The organism is Paraburkholderia pallida (assembly GCF_004524855.1).
Classification (GTDB): Bacteria; Pseudomonadota; Gammaproteobacteria; order Burkholderiales; family Burkholderiaceae; genus Paraburkholderia; species Paraburkholderia oxyphila.
In genome coordinates this window covers 494,552-514,432 of record NZ_CP038151.1, presented here as the reverse complement: position 1 = coordinate 514,432, position 19,881 = coordinate 494,552, and the positions used below count along the sequence as shown (strand labels likewise).

Genomic DNA, 19,881 nt, shown 5'->3' with positions numbered 1-19,881 from the left:
GAGAACCCATGCTCGGCAGCCTGACCGACCTCGACCTGCGCCTGTTGCGCGTCTTCGTGGCCGTGGTGGAGGCCGGCGGCGTGAGCGTCGCGCAAACGACGCTTAACGTGAGCCAGCCCACCATCAGCGCGCAGCTCTCGACGCTCGAGACGCGCCTCGGCTACCGGCTGTGCGAGCGCGGGCGCAGCGGCTTTCGTCTGACCGAAAAGGGCGAGCGCATGTACGAGCTCGCCACCACGCTGCTCGCGGCCGCCGAGGAGTTCGCGCTCAAGGCGCGGCACCTGGACCGCAAGCTCGTGGGGACGTTGGGGATTGGCCTGATCGGCCACACGCCGATCAGCCAGAATGCGCGCATCAGCGAGGCGATCGCCTCATTCAAGAAGCGCGACGAAGCGGTGCGCTTCTCGATTTCGGTGAAGTCGCCGGGCGAGCTCGAAGAGCAGCTGCTCAATGGCGAGATCCAGATTGCCGTGGGCTATTTCTGGCATCGCGTGCCGACGCTCGAATACACGCCGCTCTTCGTCGAGCGGCAGATCGCCTATTGCGGGCGCGGGCATCCGCTGTTCGAGCGCGCGGGCAAGCTCGCGCCCGCCGAAGTGGCCGATCACGAATGGGTGTGGCGCACCTACCCGACGCCGGAGGCCCAGCATTCGACCACGGCGAACAAGGTGAGCGCGCAGGCCGACAACATGGAGGCCGTGTCGCTGCTGATCCTGTCCGGCCATCATCTGGGCTACCTGCCGCAGCAGTTCGCGGCGCCGCACGTGCGGCGCGGGCTGCTGGCGGCGCTCAATCCCAAGGAACTCACCTACGAGGTGACGTTTCACATGGTCACGCAAAAACGCAGCAGCCACGATCCGATCGTGCAGGCGTTTCTGGAGGATTTGCGCAACGCGCACCCGCAAGAGGCGGGCGACGAAGCGTGACGGCTCGTTGCGCTGCCAACCATATGGTCAGGCGAGCGTGATCGCCCAACCGAGCTCGCGCGGCAAGCACGGCGCGCGCCACGCCGCGCCGCCTGCCGCGCTGTTCACATTGCTCAGCCTTCGAACACGTGGTGCAGCGGCGGCACCGAGCCGCCTTCGCGCACCGTGATCTCGAACACCTTGCGCGCGCGGGTCGAGGGCCGCACGTCGGCGGCGTCGAGGTAGAACTGGTTGTACCAGTCGCGCATCTGATAGAGCGGGCCGTCGCCTTCGCAGAGGAGCGGATTGTCGATGCGGGTCTTGCTGTCCCAGATCGCCACGTCTTCATAGAACGCCGCCTGCGCCTGGGCCACATAGGCGCGCGCGATCTCGAGGTTCTGCTCTTCGGAGATGCCGGGAATCTTCTTGACCATCACGCCATAGCGCAGCTCGAAGCTGTTCATGTCGATGGGCACGTGGCAGTTCAGCAGGATCGAGTGAATCGGATGGCCGCCGCTTTCGCCCGTCATTTCCGTGATGTGATACGCGGGGCCGAAATAGGTGGAGAGCGCGATCAGTTCGTCGCCGCCCAGGCGTTCGCTGCGGCCCACGAGCAACTGCGTGGCCTTGTGGTCTTCGAAGAGATTGGCGAAGTAATCGACCGGTGCGCCGTGCACGGTCGCGAAGTGGGCCATGTCGGAGATGTTGTCCACCAGCTCGCGGCAGTTGGTGCCGATCACCATTTTGTCGACGACCCAGTCGGACCACTCGTCCGACTCGCAGGCGGGGATCGGCGGAATCGCCACGCTTTCGGGCGGCTCGGCGCCTTCGGGGTCGTGCCAGATGAAGAGCAGCTTGTTTTGGACGCTGGTGCGCCATGCGCCGATCTTTGCTTTGGGCGGAATGCGTTTGCAGTAGGGGATGGATTGGCACTGGCCATCGCCGTTCCATTGCCAGCCGTGGAAGGGGCATACCAGTGTGTCGCCTTCCACGCGGCCGGTCGAGAGGTCGGCGCCCATGTGCGGGCAGTAGCCGTCTACTACGTGGATCTCGCCCGCCGAATCGGCGAAGGCGGCCAGGCGCTGGCCGAATACGTTCAGCGTGTGCGGCTTGCCGTCCTGATAGTCGCTCGCGAGGCCGAGGCAATGCCAGCCGCGGGCATAGCGCTGGGTGAGCGGATGCGCTTCTATTTTGTAAGGGCGTGCGGACATTGATGTTCTCCTTCTATGTTTTGTGCCGCACTGGGGTGGTGTGCGGCGCTTGCTGTGCGTAGTGAGGGTTGCTTATGGGGGGTGCCCCCCTTCGCTCTCTTTTAGCGTTTTTAGCTTTCCGTTCCTGAGTTTTTTCTCGCGGGTTGTTGCGAATTGGCCTTAACTTGTTTTCGCGGCGGGCCGCAGGCGTTGCCCCTGTGCGGGGCGGCACCTACTTTTCTTTGCAGCCGCAAAGAAAAGTAGGCAAAAGAAAGCGGCTCACACCGCCAGTGTGACGCTGTCCACCACTGCCCTCCAATCGGAGCGGCTCCGGGGCGTCTGTCACCACTCGCCCCAAATCGGAGTGACCAAGGGCTCATACCTCCGGCGGCGCTGCGCGCGCCGTGGGGCACAACCCAAACCAGTGGGTTGCACGTGTATTCGTAGAACTCCTGCATATACGCCTGCACTACGTCCGGTTTTCCTTGCAGACCCTTCCGCACGCGCGTAGCGCGCAGCGGGAAGGATGAGCCCCTTGTCACTAACGCGGAGTGTGCGAGATGACGGATGCTCCGGAGCCGCTCCGATATAAGGTTAGTGATCCACTGCGTCACACTAGCGGTTTGAGCGGCTTTCTTTTGCCTACTTTTCTTTGCCGCGGCAAAGAAAAGTAGGTGCCGCCCCGCACAGGGGCAACGCTTGCGGCCCGCCGCGAATACAAGTTAAGGCCAAGGCTGCCAACAAGCCCAATCAAATCTGAATCGCGCTCTCAGGGCCGCGCATGAGCGGCCTCTTCCACACTAGCGCGACGCGCCGCACTCGTCACACTCCCCACGCGACGCTCGGCGCGCTCCACCCCCAGCCACGCGGCCAGAGCCGGCAACAAAAACACCGCACCAAACAGGTTCACAAGGAACATGAACGCCAGCAACACCCCCATATCCACCTGGAACTTGAGCGCGGAACCCGCCCACGTACCCACACCAATAAACATCGTGGCCGCAGTAAAGAGCGCTGCCGTCCCACGCTGCCGCATGGCCTCCCCAAACGCCTCGGGCAAGCTCGCCCCCGCACGCACCTCATGCTGCAAGCGCTCGTAGAGATAGATGCCGTAATCGACCCCCACCCCCACGCCAAGCGTGATAACCGGCAACGTAGCCACCTTCAACCCAATCCCAAGCTTCGCCATCACGGCATTACAAAGAATCGAGACAATCGTGAGCGGCACGATCACACACAGCACCGCACGCCACGACCGGAACGTCACGAGACACAGCAACGCGATAGCCCCAAAGATCGACAGCAACATGGCGATTTCAGCATCGGCAACGGCCTCGTTAGTCGCCGCCATCACCCCCACATTGCCGCCCGCGAGCCGGAACTCCACACCCTTGGTCTCGTCCTCCGCCGCGAAGCGCTTGATCTCATCAACAATGTGCGCAATCGTGCGACCTTCATGGTTATCCGTGTAGATCAACACCTGGATCGCCTGGCAGTTCTCCGTATTCATCCCGTTATCGGGATCGAACGCGCTCGCCCCCTGCGTAAGGCCATCCGTCGATCGCGGCAGCGCCGCCCACCTCGGATTGCCCTCGTTGAACGCGGCAATCGACACCTTCGCCAGCGATGGCACGCTCACCACCGACTGCACGCCCGATACGCCGCGCATCTGCATCTCGAAGCGCTCGATGGCGCTCATCACCGGGTAGTGCAGGCACGCGTCGTCGTAGCCCTGCGTCTCCACGATCACGGCCAGCGCGTCCACGCCAATGTTGTACTGGCTCGTGATGCGCGCGTTATCCACGTTGTAGCGCGAGTTCGTGCGCAACTCCGGTGCACCCGAGCCGATGTCGCCAATCTGCAGGCCACGCGAAGCCTCGGCACCGTAAGCGAGCAGCGCGAGCGCCACCGCGAATACGCCAAGCGCCGGCAGCGGCCGCGCGAACACGCCAAAGCGCGCCCAGCCGCCTTCCTTGCTGCGCACCGCGCTGTGCTGCGCACGCGCGAGCGCGCCGCGCTCCAGCTTCGTGTACGAGAGCAGGATCGGCAGGAACACCTTGTTCGTGATGATCATCAGCAGCACGCCCAGGCACGCGGTCACGCCAAGCTCGCGCACGATGTCGATGCGGATGCGCATGATCACCATGAAGCCCAGCGCGTTCGTGAGCAATGCCACGGTGCCCGGCACGAACAGCTTGCGGAACGCGTCACGCGCGGCGTCGACCGAGGAAAGGCCGGTGGCCAGCGCCTGCTTCCAGGCGTTGGTCATCTGCACTGCGTGCGAGACGCCAATCGAGAAGATCAGGAACGGCACGAGAATCGACATCGGGTCGATGCCGAGGCCGAGGATCGGCAGCGCGCCCAGCAGCCACACCACCGGCAGCAGCGCGACGCACAGCGCAAGCGCCGTGGTCTTCAGCGAGCGCGTATAGGCGAGCAGCAGCGCGGCCGTCACGGCAAACGCAATGCCGAAGAACACCATCACGCCCGCGATGCCCGCCTCCACGTCGCCCACCAGCTTCGCGAAGCCGATGATGTCCACTTCGACGTTCTGGTTGGCGTAGCGCGCGCGGATCTGTTCGAGCTGCTTGGCCACCGCGCCATAGTCGAGCCGCTTGCCCGTGGTGGGATCGGTCTCGCGCAGTTCCGCGCGGATCAGCCCGGCCTTGAGGTCGTTGCTCACGAGACGGCCGATCTGGCCCGAGCGCGCCACGTTGCGGCGCACCTTCGCGAGGTCGGCGGGATTGGCGCTGCTGAACTGGCCCGGCACGACCACGTCGCCGCGAAAGCCCGCTTCGGTCACTTCCGTGTAACGCACGTTCGGCGTGAACAGCGAAAACACGCGCGAGCGGTTGACGCCGGGGATGAAGAAGACGTCGTCAGTCGCGCGGCGCAGTTCGTCCATGAACTGCTCGTTGTAGATGTCGCCCTGGCCTTTCCAGCGCAGGCTCACGAGCACCGTGTTGGCGCCGGGAAACGCGCTGGCATAGCGGTTGAACACCTGCATATACGGGTGTTCCATCGGGATCATCTTGTTGAAGCCCGGGTCGAGCCGCAGCCGCGTGGCCGAGAGGCCAAAGGCGGCGGTCAGCGCCACGCACACGGCGAGCAGCACGAGGCGGTGGCGCATGATGGCGCCGGCGCAGCGGTCGACGAAGCGCGCGAGCGCGGAGGAACGGGTAGAGGCGGTCATGGTGCGTCTCACAACGAATGGCACAACGGTTCGCAGTGCCAATTGCACTGCGATCTAAGGCAGCGGGAAGAACTCAACGCGCCGCGGTCTCAGGAAGGTGCGTGCGGTGGCGTGTTCGAAGGCGCGTTGGACGGTGCGTCAGGCGCAGTGCCCGACGGTGCGTTCGAGCCCGCAAGCTTCGCGGCATTCGCGAGGTCGCGCGGCGCCGGCACGGTCTGCGCGGGCACGGTCCAGCGCGTCACGCCCGCCTCGCCGGCCACCAGTACGCGGCTCTGGCCTTCGTCCAGCACGGCGGCCAGGCTCTGCACACCGCCCGCCTTGCGTACGGCGTAGTGCTCGCCCTCGTCGTCGGAGGTGACGATGGCGCCACCCTGCCCGACCAGCACGAGGCGCCCGCCCGGCAACTGCGTCGCGCCGAAGTACGAGACACCCACGCCGCTGTCGATATGAGCCCATGTCTGTCCGCCGTCCGTCGAGCGCACCACGTTGCCGCGCATGCCGTAGGCGAGCCACGTGCCGTCCGCGAGCGGCAGCACGCCGAAGAGCGAGCCCGCATACGGCGAGGGACGCTTGTCCCAGGTCGTGCCGTCGTCGTTGGAGACGAGCAGCGTGCCCGTCTCGCCCGCGATCACGATGCGCCCCTTGCCGTCGCCCGCAATCGCGTTGAGATGGCGGTCGCCGGTCGGAGTTTTCCCGGCAGTCCAAGTCGCGCCTTCGTCGTGCGAGACGAACAGTTGTCCGAAGCTGCCGATCACGAAGAGCGGCCCGTTCGCCTGCCCCCAGATCGCCAGCAGCGGGTCGGAATGGCGGTGGTCGAAGTGGGTTTCCTGCCAGTGCTCGCCGCCGTCCACGGTGCGCAGGATCCAGCCGTCGTGCCCGACGGCAACGCCGATGCTCGGCGATACGAAGAACACCTGGGTGAGCGTGGACGCCTCGTCGGGCGTGACCGCGGCGCGTCGCCAGCTCTTGCCGGCGTCGTCGCTGAGCAGGATCACGCCGCGCTCGCCCACGGCGACCGTGCGCGAGCCGGCCTGGGCCAGGCCATTGATCTGCAGATGATTGGCCGCGATGGTGCTGGCGGGGAAGGCGGGCAATGGACGCGGCGAGAACGCGAAGAGCGCCGCGCCCAGCACCGCCGCCGACATCAGCAGGCCCGGAAGCGTATTTTTCACGGAGTGTCTCCTCCTGGTGTGACTACTTTCTGTGACTGCTTTCTATGACTGTTTTCTGCTACGTTTTTCTGCTGCTATTGCGCGTGCTGCATGGACTGCGCTGCGTGCTTCGCGGTCTACGCCGCGATTTCGAACAACGCCGCCGCGCCCATGCCGCCGCCAATGCACATCGTCACGACCGCGAGCCGCGCGCCGCGCCGCTTCGCTTCGATGAGCGCATGCATCGTCATGCGCGCGCCCGACATGCCGAACGGGTGGCCGAGCGAAACCGCGCCGCCGTTCACGTTCAGGCGCTCCATCGGGATGCCGAGCTTGTCGCGGCAATAGATCGCCTGGCAGGCGAAGGCCTCGTTGAGCTCCCACAGGCCGATGTCGCCCACCGTGAGCTTGTGGCGCTCGAGCAGCTTCGGCACGGCGAAGACGGGGCCGATGCCCATTTCGTCGGCTTCGCAGCCAGCCACCGCGATGCCGCGGAACGTGCCCAGCGGCGTGAGCCCGCGCGCACGGGCGCTTTGCGCGCTCATCACCACCACGGCGGCGGCGCCGTCCGAAAGCTGTGAGGCATTGCCCGCCGTGATGTATTCGCCCTGCGCGACGGCTTCGCCGCCGCTCCATACGGGCTTGAGCGCGGCGAGGCTCGCGGCGCTCGTGTCGGCGCGGTTGCATTCGTCGCGTTCGGCGCGCACGTTTTCGTGGCCCGTGACGTTGCCTTCTTTATCGAAGAGCGCGCGGCGCACGTCGAGAGGCACGATCTCGGCGTCGAAGCGCCCCGCCGCCTGCGCCGCCGCCGTGCGCTGCTGGCTCACGAGTGCGTAGGCGTCCTGATCGGCGCGGCTGATGCCGTAGCGGCGCGAGACCACCTCGGCCGTTTCGATCATCGCCATATAGGCGGCGGGCTGCTGCGCGAGCACGCTTTCGGCGCGGGCGCGATAGCTGTTCTTGTGGCGGTTCTGCGTGAGCGTGATCGACTCCACGCCGCCGGCCACGACAATGTCCGCGTCGCCGCAAGCGATGCTGCGCGAGGCCACCGCGATCGACATGAGCCCCGACGAGCACATGCGGTCCAGCGCCATGCCCGGCACGCTCGCGGGCAGCCCGGCGGCGATCGCCGAAAGCCGCCCGATGTTGTAGCCCTGGGTGCCCTGCTGCGCGGCGCAGCCCATGATCACGTCGTCGACCTCGCGGCCTTCGAGGCCTGCGCGCTCTACAGCCGCGCGCACCACGTGGCCGCCGAGCGCGGGCGCCTCCGTATCGTTGAAAACACCCCGGTAGGCTTTGCCGATGGGCGTACGCGCCACCGAGACAATCACGGCTTCGTTCATCGAATGCGTTCCTGTTTTTCCCGTGTCTGGGACTGAATCAATCTGAAACCTGAAATCAGAAGTAGTAGCGGCTGATGGTGTCGGCCACGCAGCCCGGCTTGGGCTCGCCCTCGATCTCCACGCTCACGCGTATCCACGCCTGCACGCCGCCTTCCAGCGCCTCGGCGCGCAACAGCTCGCCCACGCCGCGCACACGCGCCCCCACGCGCACGGGCGCCGGGAAGCGCACGCGCTCGCAGCCGTAGTTCACGCCCATGCTGGCGCCGTCGATGCGCACGATCTGTGGCAGGAAGTAGTTGACGAGCGAGAGCGTGAGATAGCCGTGCGCGATGCAGCCGCCGAACGGGCCGCCGCGCGCGCGCTCGGGGTCCACGTGGACCCACTGATGGTCGAGCGTGGCATCGGCGAACTGGTCGATGCGCGCCTGGTCGATCTCGAACCACGGGCTCGCGCCGAGGCGCTCGCCCACCGCTTCGAGCAGCTCGCCCGGTTGCGCGAACACACGCACGGGCGTGACGGGAGCCGTAACGTCGAGCGTGCTCATCATGCGTGCTGGCTGCTCACGGAGAGCACTTCGCCGGTCAGATACGACGCGTAGTCGCTTGCGAGGAACACCATCACGTTTGCCACCTCCCAGACTTCGGCGGCGCGCCCAAAGGCTTCGCGCGACGCCAGTTGTTCAAGCAGTTCGGCCGGAGCCGACTTCTTCAGAAAATCGTGTAGCGCAATGCTCGGCGCCACCGCGTTGATGCGCACGCCATGCGGCGCCGCTTCCAGCGCCGTGCAGCGCGTGAGCGCCATGACGCCGGCCTTGGCGGCCGCGTAATGCGCCTGCTCCGCCTGCGCGCGCCAACCCAGCACCGACGCGTTGTTGACGATCGTGCCGCGCCCGCGCGCCTGCATGTGGGGCAGCATCGCGCGCATCATGCGGAACGTGCCGGTAAGGCTAATGTCGATCACGCGCGACCATTGCGCATCGTCCATATCGACTAGACGGCAGGAGCCGCCGAGGCCCGCGTTGTTGATGAGCACGTCCACGCCGCCCATGCGCGCCTCGGCGTCGGCCACCAGCGCCTGCACCTGCTCCTCGTTCGAGACGTCGGCGAGGCGCCCGTAGATGGCGTCCAGACCCGTTTCCTCGCGCAGCCGCGCGACCGCTTCGGCGAGGCGCTTTTCGTGGATATCGGAGATGAAGAGCGCGCGGCAGCCTTCTTCCGCGCAGCGCTTCGCGGCGGCGAAGCCGATGCCCGCGCCCGCGGCGGCGGTGATGAGCACCGACTTGCCAGCGAGCAGTTGATGACCCGCCACATAGGGCGGCGCAATGGCAAGACCGTGTGGAGCATTCATGCTTGACCTCGGGGTTCTTTGGGCATGCCGAGCCCGCGCTCGGCCATGATGTTGAGCTGGATTTCGTTGGTGCCGGCGTAGATGGTGTCGGCGCGCGAGAACAGGAACACGCCCTGCAGGCGGCTCAGCTTCACGTCGTTCGCATCGACGAAATTGGCGCGCTCGCCGAGCACGTCCATCGCGAACTGGCCCAGCTCGCGGTGCCAGTTCGACCAGTAATACTTGTAGATGAGCGAGGACTTGTCGGGCGTAGCGGCAGCGGATGCGCCGTCGCCCGCGCCCGCCAGCATGCGCAGCGCGTTGTAGCGCATCGTGCGCAGCCCGGCCCACGCCTTCGCGATGCGCGCGCGGATGGCCGGGTCGTCGGCCACGCCCGCCTCGCGCGCCGCGTCGATCACCCAGTCGAGCTCGCGGATGAATTGCATCTGCTGGCCGAGCGTGGAAATGCCGCGCTCGAAGCCGAGCAGCGTCATCGCGATGCGCCAGCCGTCGCCGGGCTCGCCCACGAGATCGGCGGCCTCGGCGCGCGCGCCGTCGAAGAAGACTTCGTTGAATTCCGCGCCGCCGTTCATCTGGCGGATCGGGCGGATCTCCACGCCGGGCTGGTCGAGCGGCACGAGCAGGAACGAGAGCCCCTTGTTGCCGCGTGATTGCGCGTCGCTGCGCGCGAGCACGAAGATCCATTCGGAGTCGTGCGCGAGCGAGGTCCAAACCTTTTGACCGTCGATACGCCATGCGCCGTCCGGTTGGCGCTCGGCGCGCGTGCGCACGTTCGCGAGATCCGATCCCGCGCCGGGCTCCGAATAGCCCTGGCACCAGAACTGCGTGCCCGCGAGGATGCCGGGCAGAAAGCGCGCGCGCTGGTCGGCGTTGCCGCAGGCGACAAGCGTGGGGCCGAGCAGCCCTTCGCCGATGTGCCCCATGCGGCCCGGGCCGCCCGCGCGGGCGTATTCCTCGTGGAAGATCACCTGGTCGGCGATACTCCAGCCGCGCCCGCCTGCCTCCACGGGCCAGCCGAGTCCCGTCCAGCCGCCTTGTGCCAGCTCGCGCTCCCACGCCTTGCGCAGCTCGGGGAAGGCGTCTTCGTCGCCGGGGCCGCCGCGGTAGCGCAGGCAGGCGAATTCGCCGGCGAGGTGCGCAGCCATCCATGCGGCGATCTCGGCGCGCAGACGCGCTTCACGGCTGCCGCCTTGTTCGTTGAAATTCGAATCGATGCGTGCGTTCATGCGCTCGCTCCTGCAAGAACCGCAGCGGCAACGGAGTCAGCAGCATCGCAGCGCGCACTGTCGATCACGTGACGCGCGAGCCAGCCATAGAGCCAGGGCGTCGAGCCGAACAGCGCCCCGGACGCTTGGGCACGCTTGAAATAAAGCTGTGGATCGTACTCCCAGGTAAATCCCACTCCGCCGTGCAGCTGAATGGCTTCCTGCGCGCAGAAGCGGAACGCGTCGTTCGCGCTGGCCTTGGCCGCAGCGATATCGGCGTATTGCTCGGCTGAGGGCGCGCCTTGCACCGCGTCCCATGCCGCCGCCGCGCCGAGCACCGTCGAGCGCGCCGCCTCCACCGCCACGAGCATTTCCGCGCAGCGGTGCTTGACCGCCTGGAACGAGGCGATGGCGCGCCCGAACTGCACGCGCTCGGCCGTGTAGGCGAGCGTGAGATCGAGGCATTGCTGCGCGCCGCCCAATTGCTCGGCGGCCAGCGCGAGCGCCGCGAGCCATGCCGTTTGCGCGAGTGCATTGCGCACCGCCGCGCCGCGCGCGAGGCACGCAGCGGGCGCCACGTGCACGTCGTTCAGCGCGATGCCGGCGAATGCGCGCGTGGCGTCGAGCGTCGCGAGCGGCGTGCGCGTCACGCCCGCGTGCGCCGTTTCGACCGCGAAGAGCGCGATCTCGTCGCTGCCGCCATCGGCCAGGCGCGCGGGCACGAGCAGCAGATCGGCCATCACGCCGTCCAGCACGGCGCTGCACGTGCCGCTCAGGCGGAATCCGTCCGCTGTAGCGTGTGCTTCCACGGTCGATGCCTGCGCGGGCAGGCTCCCGCCCTCATCCGCTTCAAAAGGCAACGCATGTTCGATCGCCAGCGCCGCGCGCGTCTCGCCCGCCGCGATGCGCGCGAGCCAGCGCACGGCCTCCTCGCTGCCCGCATCCGCTGCGGCTTCGCTCGCGCCGATTTCGTCGCCGGTGCAGCGGGCCAGCGCCTGCGCGGCCAGCACGGCAGTGCCGAAGTACGGCACACAGGCGAGCCGCTGCCCGAGCTGCTCCATCAGCAGCACGAGCTCGGTCGCGCCCAGACCCGCGCCGCCCGCGCGCTCCGGCACGCTCAGGCCGCACCAGCCCAGCTCCGCCGCCACGGTCTGCCAGAGCGCGGCGTCGTAAGCCGCATGACGCTCGATCACGCGGCGCACGTCGGCCGATGCGCTCTGCTGCGAGAGCACTTCAGCCGCGCTCTCGCGGATCATGACCTGCTCTTCGGTCAGTACGAGGTCCATGGCGTCAGCTTCCATAAACGCGCTGGGCCGGCCGCGCCTGCGCGAGCAACTCCGTCACCGCCGCGCCCACTTCGCCCGCGGGCCAGCGGGCGCCACGGTCCACGCTCGGCCCCGTGCGCCAGCCCTCGGCCACCGCGATCATGCCGCCCGAGACCTCGAACACCTGCCCCGTGACCTCGCCCGACGCCTCGCTCGCGAGCCACACGACCAGCGGCGCGACGTTGGCCGGGTCGAAGGCGTCGAAGCCGCCGTCCTCGGGCTTCTTCATCACCTCGGCGAACACGGCCTCGGTCATCGCCGTGCGCGCCGCCGGTGCGAGCGCGTTCACGCTCACGCCGTAGCGCTGCAGCTCGGCGGCCTGCATCAGCGTGAGCGCCGCGATGCCGGCCTTGGCCGCGCCGTAGTTCGATTGCCCGATCGAGCCTTGCAGCCCCGCGCCCGAGCTCGTGTTGATGATGCGCGCCGCCACCGGCGTGCCCGCTTTCGCGGCGTCGCGCCAGCCGCGCGCAAGAATGTGCGCGAGGCAGAAGTGACCGCGCAGATGCACGCGCATCACCGCGTCCCAGTCGTCTTCGGTCATGCTCGTGAACATGCGGTCGCGGCAGATGCCGGCGTTGTTCACGAGTGCGTGCACCGTGCCGAAGGCGCTCTGCGCAGCATCCACGATGCGCTGCGCCGTGTCCATGCGCGTGATGTCGTCGGCGTTCGCGATCGCGCGGCCACCCATCAGCGCGATCTCCTCGCTTACTGCTCGCGCCGCGTCTTCGCGCACGTCGTTGACCACGACTGCCGCGCCCTGCTCCGCCAGCGCGAGCGCATATGCGCGCCCAAGCCCGCCGCCCGCGCCCGTGACGATCACGGTCCGTTCCTTGCAGATTCCCATGCCTGACCTCTCGTTGTGTTGCTCTTTCTGCGGCTTGCGTGGATCAAGCTCGCGTGATGTGCGTCCCGTCCCCGGAGCTGTTTTTTTACGCCGTTCTCGACGCCGCGCTCAAAGCCGCTCGATGATCGTCACGTTCGCCAGCCCGCCGCCTTCGCACATCGTCTGGAGTCCATATCGACCGCCCGTGCGTTCCAGCTCGTGCAGCAGCGTCGTCATGAGACGCGCGCCGGTTGCGCCCAGCGGATGGCCCAGCGCGATCGCGCCGCCGTTCGGATTCGTGCGCGCCGCGTCATAGCCCAGTTCCGCCAGCCATGCGAGCGCGACTGAGGCGAACGCCTCGTTGATCTCGACCACGTCGATGTCGTTCATCGAGAGGCCCGCCTTCTTCAGCGCGTGGCGCGTGGCGGGAATGGGCGCGGTCAGCATCCAGAGCGGATCGTCGCCGAGCACGCTCAGGTGATGGATGCGCGCGCGCGGCTTGAGGCCGTAGCGTTGCAGCGCGTCTTCCGAGACGATCAGCAGCGCCGCCGCCGCGTCGCAGGTCTGGCTCGACACGGCCGCCGTGAGCGAGCCGCCCGGCATCAGCGGCTCGAGCGAGGCCATCTTTTCGAGCGAGGTATCGGGACGCGGAGTCTCGTCGCGCGAGAGGCCGAAGCACGGCACGACCTCGCGCTCGAAGCGCTTTTCCTCGATGGCGGCCACCGCGCGCCGGTGGCTCTCCAGCGCATAGCGTTCCATCGCCTCGCGCGAGAGGCTCCAATGATCGGCAATGCGCTGGGCTGCGTCGAACTGCGAAACCGGCGCGTCGCCAAAGCGCGCGCGCCAGCCCGCGCTGCCCGAGAACGGGTCGCTGAAGCCGAGCGGCACGGCCGCCGTCATCGCGGAAGAGATGGGGATTTGCGTCATCGTCTGCACGCCGCCCGCGATCACCACGTCCTGCGTGCCGCTCATCACGGCCTGCGCCGCGAAATGCACGGCTTGCTGCGAGGAGCCGCACTGGCGGTCCACGGTCACGCCCGGCACCGTAAGCGGCAGGCCGGCGGCGAGCCAGCAGGTGCGCGCGATATTGCCCGCGAGCGGGCCGATGGTGTCCACGCAGCCGAACACGACGTCGTCGTAGTCCGCTGCGGGAATGGCGTTGCGCTTGACGATCTCCTGCAGCACGAAGCCGCCCAGGTCGGCGGCGTGCACCGGTGCGAGCGTGCCCTTGCGGCGGCCCGTGGGCGTGCGCAGCGCATCGACGATATAGGCTTCTTTCATGGTCACTCCAGTTCGAAAGTGCGCGCGGGGCCGATGGCCGTACCCGCGTCGATGAGCGTGCTGGCCACGCGCTCGCGATGGAAGGTGGCGTCGCCCCAACTGCCCGCGAGCGCCCAGATGCGCTTGACGAAGATCTGCAGGTCCAGCTCCCACGTGTAGCCCATCGCGCCGTGCACCTGGATGGCGTGGCGCGCGGCCAGTTGCGCGGCGGAGAGCGCGGCGAGCTTCGCGTGCGAGACGTAGAGCGCGCGTTGCGGGTCGTCCGTGGCCAGCGCGCAAGCCGCGCGATAGACCACCGGACGCGCGAACTCGTAGCGGATCGCGACATCGGCGAGCAGATGCTTGACGGCCTGATACGCGCCGATGGGCTTGCCGAACTGCTTGCGCTGCGAGGTGTAGTCGATGGCGGCGTCCAGCACGCGCTGCGTGAGGCCGAGCAATTGCGCGGCCACCGCGAAGACGCCGTGGTCGAGCGCGGCGTCGAGCAGCGGCGCGGCGCTGGCGGCGTCCGCGATGCGCGTGGACTCTCCCGGCGTCCATTCCAGCTCGAAGATGCGCCGCGAAGGGTCCACGCTTTGCACCGCCTTGCGCGTGCATGCCGCCGGCTCCACGCGATGCAGCTCGCCGTCACGCTCGCACAGCAGCACGTGGGCAACGTGCGCATCGGCGACATACGGATTCACCGGATGCCCGAGCGCGACGCGGGCGTTGCCCGCCGCGATCTGCGCGAGCAGCGTGTCGCGCCAGTCGCTCGCGGGCAGCCGGTTGAGCAGCGCGACCGTCACGAACGAGGTGTCCATCAGCGTATCGGCCCCGCCGAAATAGCCCCACGTCTGCGCGAGCAGGGCCCATTCGGCGGCCGACATGCCGAGGCCACCCTGTTCTTCCGGCACCGAGACGGCCGTCATGCCCTGCTCCGCCAGTTGCGCCCAGAGCCGCTCCGAGCGCCCGGTTTCGGTCTCCCACAGTTCGCGGAGCAGTTCCGGCGTGAGCTCGGTCATCAGAAAGCGGCGCGCGGTATCGGCCAGCGCTTCCTGGTCTTCGTTGAATGAAAAGTCCATATGTCTCCCTGTCGACCAGAGTTGGAGCAAAGCTCCTTACTCTGGTCCCATGCAAGGCGGTCGATTCTTCGCGCCGCATCATCAGCATTCCGAATCGAATCTCTGGCGGCAGCCAACCGCTTCGTCGATGTTGTTCGCTAGCCGCGCGGCATGCCCAGCATGCGTTCGGCGACAATGTTGCGCTGGATCTCGTTGGTGCCCGCATAGATCGGCCCGGCCTGCGCGAACAGGAAGCCGTCGAGCCAGTTGCCCAGGCGCGCGTGCGCCTCATCGCCGTGCGGCACCACTTCCGCCTGCGCGCCCAGGATATCGAGCGCCGTCTGGTGCATGTGCAAATCGAGCTCCGACCAGAACACCTTGTTGGTGCTCGATTCCGCACCGATGTGCCCGCCCTTCTGCAAGCGGCTCGCCGTCATATAGGTGGAGAGCGCATAGGCTTGCGCATCCATCCACGCGGCGGCCACGCGTTCGCGCAGCGACGGGTCGCGCCGCGCCGCCTCGGGATTGGCGAGCAGCAGCTCGCGCAGCGCCTCGGCCGTGCGCTGGAAGCGCGCCGGCGAACGCAGCATCAGGCCGCGCTCGAAGCCCGCCGTGGCCATCGCCACGTGCCAGCCCATGCCTTCGCCCGCGATGCGGTTGGCCACCGGCACGCGCACGTCGTCGAAGAAGATCTCGGCAAAGCCGGTCTGCCCGTTCAACTGGCGGATCGGCCGCACGGTCACGCCCGGCGCGTTCAGCGGCACCATCAGGAAGGTCAGGCCGTGGTGGCGCGTGGACTGCGGGTCGCTGCGAAACAGGCCAAACAGCCAGTCCGCCCATACCGCGCGCGTCGACCAGATCTTCTGCCCGTTGATCACGTACTCGTCGCCGTCACGAAACGCGCTCGAGCGGATCGCCGCCATGTCCGAGCCCGCGTTCGGCTCCGACCAGCCCTGCGCCCAGACGTGCTCGCCCGAGGCCATCGCGGGCAGGAAGCGCGCCTTCTGCTCGTCGGTGCCGAAGTCCATCAGCGTGGGGCCGAGCAGGAAGATGCCGTTCTGGTTCACGCGCATGGGTGCGTCGGCGCGCCAGTACTCTTCCTCGAAGATCAGCCACTCGATCAGGTCGCAGCCGCGGCCGCCCAGCTCGCGCGGCCAGGTGACCATGCTCCAGCGGCCCGAGTGCAGCGTGCGCTCCCACTCGCGATGCGCGGCGAAGCCCGCTTCGGTGTCAAAGCTCGGCAGCGGCTTGCTCGGCACGTGTTCGGCCAGCCACGCGCGAATTTCCTCGCGAAACGCGCGTTGTTGCGGTGTGTAGTCGAGCTTCATGCGCGGCCCTCGCCCGGTTGTGCCGTATCGAAGCGCGCCTCGCGCTTTTCGACGAACGCGCTGCGCGCTTCGGTCGAATCGTTCGACATGTAGGCCTGCAGCGTGAAGCCTTGCTCCCAGCGGTATTTGTCTTCCAGGTCGCCGTCTTCCACGCCGTTGAGCGCCTCCTTGGCGAGCGCGAGCATCGTGCCGCTCTTCTCGGCAATGCGCTGCGCGAGCTCGAGCGCCGCGTCGCGCAACTGCTCGCGCGGCACGACGCGTTCCACGGCGCCGAGGCGCCACGCCTCATCGGCGCCCACCATGTCACCCGTGAAGTACATCGCGCGAACCTTCTGCACACCGAACATTCTTTGCAGATGCGCGCCGCCGCCCATCGCGCCGCGGTCGATCTCGGGCACGCCAAAGCGTGCGCACTGCGAGGCGACCACGATATCGGCCGCGCCGCAGATACCGATGCCGCCGCCCAGCACGAAGCCGTGCACGGCCGCGATCACGGGCTTCGGGCTGCGGTGCACGGCGCGGAACGTCGCGTAGTTGCCCGCGTTCACCGCGACGATGCGCTCGGGATGCGCCGAAAGCTCCTTGATGTCGACGCCCGCGCAGAAGCCGCGCCCCTCGCCGCGCAGCACGATCACGCGCACGCTCTCGTCGCGGCCGAGCGCGTCGATGGCGGCGGCGAGCGCGTACCAGTCCTCGCTGTCGAGCGCGTTCACCGGCGGGCGATCGAGCGTGAGCTCGGCCACCGCGCCGTGGTTGCCCACGCGAGCGATCGAGAACGCGGGCTGCCGTCCGCCCTGGGCGGTGGTGGCCACGGTCGCCCCGTTCGTTGTTCCGTTATGGCTTGCTTGTGTCATGTCCCCCGTCCCTCTTCTCGTGAATGGGTCAATGCTTGAATGCTTCTAGCGCTGGCGTTGATCTCGTCAGCTCATCGTCTGTCCACTACGCGCGCACCGTGGCGGCGTCCGTATGCGTGCTGTCGGCACGCATCGCCGCGAGCGCATCGAGCCGCTCGCACGCCTCGCGCACGATGCGCAGGATCACCGCCTCGCACGGCTCGATCGCGCCGATCATCGCCGCCGCCTGCCCGCCCGGCAGCACACCTTCGTCGGGCTGCCCCTCGACGATCGCGCGCTGGATCAGGTACGGCGCGTTCGCGGCCATCAGCGTCTGGCTCGCGGTATAGCCGTGCTCGCGCAGCGCCTTGACGCCGAGCGAGGCCATCTGCGCGAGCGAGAGGCCGTTCTGGCGGCGCCACGCCTGGGCCGTGCGCAGCGCGAAGAGCGTGCGGCGCACCGGCCCGAGCGACTCCAGATGCAGCAGATACGGGTTGTCGATCATGCGTTGCGGCAGGCCGTCGAGCGCCGCCGAAACGCGGATCTGCGCCGGGTCCTTCACGGCCACGTAGCGCGAGAGCGTCTCGCGCGGCACGGGCGATTCCTCGGTCATGAGAAAGCGCGTGCCCATGGCGATGCCGGCTGCGCCGTAGCCGAGCGCGGCGGCAAGGCCGCGTCCGTCGAAGAAGCCGCCCGCCGCGATCACCGGCACCTGCAGGGCGTCCAGCACGCGCGGCAGCAGCAGCGTGGTGGGCACCGAGCCCGTGTGGCCGCCGCCTTCGGCGCCCTGCACGGTCACCGCATCGGCGCCCAGTTCCACGGCTTTCGCCGCATGTTTAGGAGCACCGACCGTCGGGATGCACAACACGCCCGCGTCCTTGAAGCGGCGGATCGTCTTCGCATCGGGGCCACGCCCGTAGCTCACCGCGCGCAGCCGGTGGCGAATCGCGAGATCGACCACCTGCGCCGCGTTGGGCTGGAACATATGGAAGTTGATGCCGAAGGGCCGGTCGGTGAGCGACTTCACGCGCAGGATCTCGGCTTCCACACGGTCCGGTTCGAGCGTCGCGCCGGCGAGGAAGCCGAAGCCGCCCGCGTTGCAGGTGGCCGCGACGAGGCGCGCGTCGGCCACCCAGCCCATGGCCGTCTGCACGACCGGATAACGACAGCCGAGCAGGTCCGTGAGCGGCGTGCGCAGTTCGCGCGGTGTTTCGGCGCCCAGCGCGTTCATGACGTGCTCTCCGGCGCGGCTTCCTTCGTTTCCGCATCAGGCGCGCGCTGCGACTGCGCCATCTTGCGCGCGTCGTAGCCGCCCAGGCGGTCGCCGCTCACGAGCTCGTTGTGCGCGTGCGCGAAGTGATGCCAGGCGAACGCGGCGTCCATCGCCGCGCGCTTGCCCTGCAACTCCTCCACGTGATTGAGCGCCTGCTTCGTGAGCGCGAGGCCCAGGCGCGGCATCGCCGCAATCTTCGTGGCCATCTCGTAGACGTTCTCGCGCAGCGCCTCGCGCGGCACGAGGCGGTTGACCATGCCCATCTGCTGGGCGCGCTGCGCGTTCATGCGCTCGCCGAGGAACAGAAACTCCTTGGCGATGCGCGGGTTCAGCTCATAGGCATGCGCGAAATATTCCACGCCGGGAATGCCCATGCGCACGACGGGATCGGCGAAGAAGGCGTCCTCCGAGGCGACGATCAGGTCGCACACCCATGCGAGCATCAGCCCGCCCGCCACGCAGGCGCCCTGCACCATCGCGATGGTGGGCTTGGGCAGGTCGCGCCAGCGGCGGCACATGCCCAGATAGACCTCCTGCTCGCGCGCATAGAGGAACTCGCCGCCCTCCTTGTTCACATGGTCGTACCAGAGCGACTGGCGCTCGAACGACGTGTCGATGTCGCGCCCCGGCGTGCCGATGTCGTGCCCCGCCGAAAAGTGCTTGCCCGCGCCCGCGAGCACGATGACCTTCACGGCGTCGTCGTGCGCCGCGCGCTGGAACGCGGCGTCGAGCGCATACGTCATCTTCGAGTTCTGCGCGTTGTGATACTCGGGGCGGTTCATCGTGATGGTGGCGATGCCGTCCGCCACCTCGTAGAGCACGACTTCCTCGTTGTGCGAAATACTGTCCTGCATGATGGCCTCGCTTCGCTTCATGCGCGCCGCGGCGCGGGATTGTCGCGCAGGATCGCTGCGCGCAGGTTGTGCGGATCGAGCGCGCGCACGATGCGCAGATCCTCGGCGCTGGGCGGCGCGGTCGTGCCGATATCGTCGGCGGCCGCGAGCGGGAAGCCGGTGGCTGCCTGCACTTCGTCGAAGCTCACGCCCGGATGCAGCGAGCGCACGCGCACGGCGTGGTCCGGGCCGCCGAAGTCCATCACGCAGAGGTCGGTGACGATCGCGCGCAGGTCCGTGAACGCGCGCATGCCTTCGATCTCGCGCGCCGGGTTGTAGCCCACGCTGCAGACCATGTCGACTTCGCCAGCCACGAAGGTGCGCGTGCTGTGGCCCGCCACGAAGAACGAGTTCGCGTGGTTGATGCTGTTGCCGGGAAAGCCGCGCGCGCCCAGCAGTTGCGTCTTCGGCTTCGCGTAGTCGCTGCCGAGGCACGAGATATTGGCCTGCCCGAAGCGGTCGATCTGCGTGGGCATGACGAGCGCGTGGCGGCGTCCGTGCCACACGCAGTCGAACACGCGCTCGTAGGTCATCCAGCCGCTCGCCGCCACGCGGTACGAGGCGTCACGCGGGCCCAGCGGCACCGGCGTTTCGACGAGGTAGGCCTCGCCGTCGGTGAGCATGAGGCCGGCGTTGTAGGCGAGGCGCGCGAGGCCGGCGGCGAGGCGCGGGCCCGTGCCGATGCCGGTGGCGAGCACTTCGCCGTCATCGCGCCAGAGTCTGGCCGAGGCGACGATCATCAGCTCGGCGA

The 19,881-nt window shown here is 68.0% G+C and carries 17 protein-coding genes; 1 reads left to right on the top strand and 16 read right to left on the bottom strand.

The annotated features are described in order from the left end of the window. Positions 1-8: 8 nt before the first annotated feature. Positions 9-926 (top strand): LysR family transcriptional regulator, encoded by a 918-nt coding sequence (locus E1956_RS37210; protein WP_134758360.1) that lies wholly within the window; start codon positions 9-11, stop codon positions 924-926. A 113-nt stretch (positions 927-1,039) separates the two neighbouring features. Here the strand turns inward: E1956_RS37210 and E1956_RS37205 are convergent, their stop codons facing one another. From E1956_RS37205 to E1956_RS37130, 16 genes are all read right to left on the bottom strand, one after another. Beyond that, entirely contained in the window at positions 1,040-2,116 is a 1,077-nt protein-coding gene (locus E1956_RS37205) for a Rieske 2Fe-2S domain-containing protein (RefSeq protein WP_134758359.1), read from the bottom strand. 748 nt (positions 2,117-2,864) lie between these two features. Then, a complete protein-coding gene (locus E1956_RS37200) occupies positions 2,865-5,288 on the bottom strand; it encodes an efflux RND transporter permease subunit (RefSeq protein WP_134758358.1) in 2,424 nt (807 codons plus the stop codon). An 89-nt stretch (positions 5,289-5,377) separates the two neighbouring features. Further along, complete coding sequence (locus E1956_RS37195; RefSeq protein ID WP_134758357.1) at positions 5,378-6,460, bottom strand: WD40/YVTN/BNR-like repeat-containing protein; 1,083 nt, start codon at positions 6,458-6,460, stop codon at positions 5,378-5,380. A 116-nt stretch (positions 6,461-6,576) separates the two neighbouring features. Then, entirely contained in the window at positions 6,577-7,782 is a 1,206-nt protein-coding gene (locus tag E1956_RS37190; protein ID WP_134758356.1) for an acetyl-CoA C-acyltransferase, read from the bottom strand. 55 nt (positions 7,783-7,837) lie between these two features. Beyond that, positions 7,838-8,329: a MaoC family dehydratase gene (locus E1956_RS37185; protein ID WP_134758355.1), complete on the bottom strand. Its 492-nt coding sequence runs from the start codon at positions 8,327-8,329 to the stop codon at positions 7,838-7,840. Next, entirely contained in the window at positions 8,326-9,129 is an 804-nt protein-coding gene (locus tag E1956_RS37180) for an SDR family oxidoreductase (RefSeq protein ID WP_028222528.1), read from the bottom strand. Before E1956_RS37180 ends, E1956_RS37185 begins: the two co-directional genes overlap by 4 nt. After that, entirely contained in the window at positions 9,126-10,355 is a 1,230-nt protein-coding gene (locus E1956_RS37175; RefSeq protein ID WP_134758354.1) for an acyl-CoA dehydrogenase family protein, read from the bottom strand. The genes E1956_RS37180 and E1956_RS37175 overlap by 4 nt, the downstream gene beginning before the upstream one ends. After that, positions 10,352-11,620, bottom strand: coding sequence for an acyl-CoA dehydrogenase family protein (locus E1956_RS37170; RefSeq protein WP_134758353.1), 1,269 nt, complete (start codon positions 11,618-11,620; stop codon positions 10,352-10,354). The genes E1956_RS37175 and E1956_RS37170 overlap by 4 nt, the downstream gene beginning before the upstream one ends. A 4-nt stretch (positions 11,621-11,624) precedes the next feature. After that, the gene (locus tag E1956_RS37165) at positions 11,625-12,503 is read right to left on the bottom strand and encodes an SDR family oxidoreductase (RefSeq protein ID WP_134758352.1); all 879 of its coding nucleotides are present in this window, start codon (positions 12,501-12,503) and stop codon (positions 11,625-11,627) included. A gap of 108 nt (positions 12,504-12,611) precedes the next feature. Continuing rightward, entirely contained in the window at positions 12,612-13,763 is a 1,152-nt protein-coding gene (locus tag E1956_RS37160) for an acetyl-CoA C-acetyltransferase (protein WP_134758351.1), read from the bottom strand. 2 nt (positions 13,764-13,765) lie between these two features. Further along, on the bottom strand, positions 13,766-14,824 hold the full coding sequence (locus E1956_RS37155) for an acyl-CoA dehydrogenase family protein (RefSeq protein ID WP_134758350.1): 1,059 nt from the start codon (positions 14,822-14,824) through the stop codon (positions 13,766-13,768). 137 nt (positions 14,825-14,961) lie between these two features. Further along, positions 14,962-16,131 carry an acyl-CoA dehydrogenase family protein gene (locus E1956_RS37150; protein WP_134758349.1) on the bottom strand — a complete coding sequence of 390 codons (1,170 nt, stop codon included), beginning with the start codon at positions 16,129-16,131 and terminating at the stop codon, positions 14,962-14,964. Continuing rightward, a complete protein-coding gene (locus tag E1956_RS37145) occupies positions 16,128-16,985 on the bottom strand; it encodes an enoyl-CoA hydratase family protein (protein WP_134758348.1) in 858 nt (285 codons plus the stop codon). The genes E1956_RS37150 and E1956_RS37145 overlap by 4 nt, the downstream gene beginning before the upstream one ends. Positions 16,986-17,070: 85 nt before the next feature. Beyond that, positions 17,071-18,195, bottom strand: a complete 1,125-nt coding sequence (locus tag E1956_RS37140; protein WP_134758347.1) for an NAD(P)H-dependent flavin oxidoreductase — start codon at positions 18,193-18,195, stop codon at positions 17,071-17,073. Beyond that, on the bottom strand, positions 18,192-19,112 hold the full coding sequence (locus tag E1956_RS37135) for an enoyl-CoA hydratase (RefSeq protein WP_418789359.1): 921 nt from the start codon (positions 19,110-19,112) through the stop codon (positions 18,192-18,194). Before E1956_RS37135 ends, E1956_RS37140 begins: the two co-directional genes overlap by 4 nt. Next, positions 19,109-19,870: a CoA-transferase subunit beta gene (locus E1956_RS37130; RefSeq protein ID WP_418789366.1), complete on the bottom strand. Its 762-nt coding sequence runs from the start codon at positions 19,868-19,870 to the stop codon at positions 19,109-19,111. Before E1956_RS37130 ends, E1956_RS37135 begins: the two co-directional genes overlap by 4 nt. Positions 19,871-19,881 lie beyond the last annotated feature (11 nt).